3 protein-coding genes are annotated in these 3,404 nt (G+C 65.7%); all 3 read left to right on the plus strand.

Annotated features, from left to right (window positions below):
- Window positions 1-102 precede the first annotated feature (102 nt).
- From ACS5PJ_RS22535 to ACS5PJ_RS22545, 3 genes are read left to right on the plus strand one after another with little or no spacing between them, the layout of a single operon-like run.
- Window positions 103-1,188 carry a tyrosine-type recombinase/integrase gene (locus ACS5PJ_RS22535; RefSeq protein ID WP_439437066.1) on the plus strand — a complete coding sequence of 362 codons (1,086 nt, stop codon included), beginning with the start codon at window positions 103-105 and terminating at the stop codon, window positions 1,186-1,188.
- A complete protein-coding gene (locus tag ACS5PJ_RS22540; RefSeq protein WP_439437067.1) occupies window positions 1,154-3,058 on the plus strand; it encodes a tyrosine-type recombinase/integrase in 1,905 nt (634 codons plus the stop codon). The genes ACS5PJ_RS22535 and ACS5PJ_RS22540 overlap by 35 nt, the downstream gene beginning before the upstream one ends.
- The gene (locus ACS5PJ_RS22545) at window positions 3,055-3,354 is read left to right on the plus strand and encodes a DUF6262 family protein (protein WP_439437068.1); all 300 of its coding nucleotides are present in this window, start codon (window positions 3,055-3,057) and stop codon (window positions 3,352-3,354) included. The genes ACS5PJ_RS22540 and ACS5PJ_RS22545 overlap by 4 nt, the downstream gene beginning before the upstream one ends.
- The last annotated feature ends 50 nt before the right edge of the window (window positions 3,355-3,404 follow it).

Raw genomic sequence — 3,404 nt, forward strand, 5'->3', positions numbered from 1 at the left:
TCCCTCTTAACCGGCTAATGCGGTCATTTCTGCAGGTAAGCGACACGCCAAACCACGGGGCTTTCGATGTGATCTGAATCACTACTGGTACACCTGTTCTTCATGAACAGCGATTGCGGTCTTTCGCTTGAGGAGCGTGACGGCGGATGGGCGTTGGCCGGTCAGGCGGCGCCCCAGTTCAAGCTCGTGGATGAGTACCTTGCGTATCTGACAGACAGGAATTACTCGCCGAAGACGGTCCGTTCCTACGGGTATGACCTGCTGGCGTTCTGCCGGTGGCTTCAGCTCGCCGGGCATCCGCTGGCGGAGGTGAGCACGGAGGTGCTGCTTCGGTTCCTGCGTGCCTGCCGCGAAGCCCAGGTCCCGGGCAGGGCGGGAACGAACGTGATCAGACTGTCGGGGCGCCGGTTGGATCAGTACGCCGCGACGACCATCAACCGTCGGCTGGCCGCGATCTCAGGCTTATTCGCCTTCGCCGCGATGCGGGACCCGGAGATGAAGAACCCGGTCCCCAAGGGCCGGGAAGCCCGTTGGGTCGCATCCGGTGAGCGGAGCGGGATGCTGGCGCATACGGTCCGTCGGCCAAAGAACCGTTCCTCGCTTCGGCTGCGCGAACCACGTCGGCTGCCCAAGGCGTTGTCTCAGCCTGATGCGGCCGAGCTGCTTGCCAGCTTTCACACCTGGCGGGACCGGGCGATCGCGGGCTTGATGCTCTATTGCGGGTTGCGTTCGGCCGAGGTGCTGGCCCTCGACGTCGCGGACGTCGACATCGGCGGCCGGTGGCTGCAGGTGCTCGGCAAGGGACAACGGGAGAGGCGGGTGCCGCTTGACGCGGACTTAGCTTCCGTCATCCAGGTGTATCTGCTGGCCGAGCGGCCCGAATCGGTCAGTGCACGCCTGTTTCTCGTGGCCAAGGGGCCGAACCGGAGCCAGCCGTTGACCGCGGCCGGGCTGCGCACCGTCTTCCGTTATCACCGCGGCGTGACCGGAATCGTTGGCGGTCACCCGCACGCCTTGCGGCACACGTTCGGGACCGCGCTGGCCGAGGCGGGCGTCGATCTGGCGGTGATGCAGGCCTTGCTCGGCCATGCCCACGTCGATACCACTGCCCGCTACATCCATCTGGCTCCGGCCCACGTGAAAGCAGAGTTCGATGCCGCTCGCGATCGCATCCGTTCCCAGCAGTGACCCGCACACCGCATATCTGGACTACCTGAGGCGGACCGGGCGCGGAAACACCGCATACTCATCAGCGGCCAGGACGTTCTTCCAACGGTGGCCGGACCCGCAGCAATGGGCGACCGAGCCGCTGCACGTTCGCTTGTCCGCCGGGGCAGCTACCCGGCCGATCATCACCTTCCTGATGCTGCACCAAGGCCTGCGGCCCGGCTATGACTACCTGCTTGAACGCAAACTCTCCAGCATCTGGCGCGAGGTCCAAGACTCACCGCTGGCAGCCGACCTTGACCGGTTCATGACCGCAGCCGCCGACCTGGGATTCACCGAACGGGTCCGGTTCGCCACCGGCTCCCAGGTGCCGGTAAGGCTCCTCATCCAAACCGGCCGGCGCCTGGAACAGCTCACCCTGGCCGATCTGGCCGAGTTCACCGCAGCCTGCCGGGACAGGCAGGAACGCACCGGCAAGGGCCACCACCACTACCTGGCGGCGGCAAGCAACGCCCAACGGGTGCTGTTCCACCTCGGAGTACTCGATGAACTTCCCCGCGCCGGCGGCCCGGTCCCGTTCGCCGAGCGGCTGGCCCACGTGCGGCTGCCGATCCGGACAGCGATGATCGCCTACCTGGACCGCAAGCGCGCGACCTGCCGGCCCAAGACCGTGTCAACGATCGCGACCCGGCTCAAGCACTTCGGTGAGTTCCTGGCCGGCATCGACCCTGATCTGGGCTCCGTCGCTGCCCTCGATCGACGCAAACACATCGAGCCTTACCTGACCAGCATGGTCGATGCGGTCAACACCAAAAACGGCGAGAGCATCACCGTCGCTGACCGGTCGCGCCGGGTGCTCGCGCTGATGGGGTTCCTGACCGACATCACCGAGTGGGACTGGCCCGAAGCACCACCTCGCAAGCTGTTGTTCCGTGACGACATTCCCAAGCTCCCGCAAACACTGCCCCGCTACCTGCCCATAGACATCGACCGGCGCCTCACCCAGGTCCTCACCGAGTCCCCGGGTAATAAATTGGCCGCTGCCGCCCTGCGGCTCCAACGCGCCTGCGGGCTGCGGGTCGGAGAACTGCTCGACCTTGAACTGGACTGCGTCCACGAAGTCCCCGGCCACGGCAGCTGGCTGAAGGTCCCCCTCGGCAAACTGGACACCGAGCGGATGGTCCCCCTCGATGAAGAGATTCTGGAGCTGATCGACCACATAACCCACACCAGATCGCACGGCCGGCCGCTGCCACACCCGCGTTACCGACGCCCGGCCCAATTTCTCTTCACCCACCACGGACGCCGGCTCGGGCAACAATCCGTCCGCGCCGAACTCGACCGCGCCGCCAGTCTCGCCGGCCTCGAACACATCACCCCGCACCAGCTTCGGCATACCTACGCCACCGCCCTGGTCAACGCCGGCGTCTCGCTGCAGGCCCTCATGGCGCTGCTCGGGCACATGTCCGCCGAGATGAGCCTGCGCTACGGACGGCTGTTTGACGCCACCGTGCGCACCGAGTACGAACGGGCCCTTGATCTGGCCAAAAAACAGGCACTCACACCTGCGACCGGCAGGACCAGCCTGCCGCTGAGAGACATCACCGGCGGAAAAGACTGGAAGGACACCCCGCTGCTGAAGTCCCGCATGGCCGGCGGGTTCTGCCTGCGGGCACCCGCCCAGGGCGCCTGCGCCTACGCAAATATCTGTGAGCACTGCCCCAGCTTCCACGCCGAGCCTAGCTCACTGCCGATCCTTGCCGCGCAACGCGTTGATGCAGACGCACTCGCTCGCGACGCCGAACAACGAGGCTGGATCGCCGAAGCCGACCGACACAAACAGCTCATCACACGACTCGACAGACTGATCAACGAGGCCACCGCAGGATGACGAACACAAGCACCCTCAACAGCGTCGAGCGCGCCTGCGCCGACCTCCTCCGGAACGGACAGGCAGTGACATTCACCGCTGTTGCCGCCCAAACCGGCCTGGGCCGCACCACCCTCTACCGGGACCGAATGATCCGGGCCGTCATCGAGGAAAACCGTCACCGCGCCGCCACCAGCGGAACCCTCACCGGCCTCACCGACGAGATCGCCACCCTCCGCGCCGCACTCGACACCCTCGCCACCAGCGTGAGGCGCCACGAAGAACAGCTCCGGAAACTGACCACCCGAAACAGCTAAATCCTTAACCGGCCAATCCCCGGCATCCCGGCATATTAGCCGGATAATGC

The sequence above is a fragment of the Pseudarthrobacter cremeus genome (genome assembly GCF_051857465.1).
Classification (GTDB): Bacteria; Actinomycetota; Actinomycetes; order Actinomycetales; family Micrococcaceae; genus Arthrobacter.

What these genes read in the sequence shown, in the direction of transcription:
- ACS5PJ_RS22535 (WP_439437066.1), top strand. Translation starts at nt 103, where the DNA reads ATGAACAGCGATTGCGGTCTTTCGCTTGAGGAGCGTGACGGCGGATGG.
- ACS5PJ_RS22540 (WP_439437067.1), top strand. Translation starts at nt 1,154, where the DNA reads ATGCCGCTCGCGATCGCATCCGTTCCCAGCAGTGACCCGCACACCGCA.
- ACS5PJ_RS22545 (WP_439437068.1), top strand. Translation starts at nt 3,055, where the DNA reads ATGACGAACACAAGCACCCTCAACAGCGTCGAGCGCGCCTGCGCCGAC.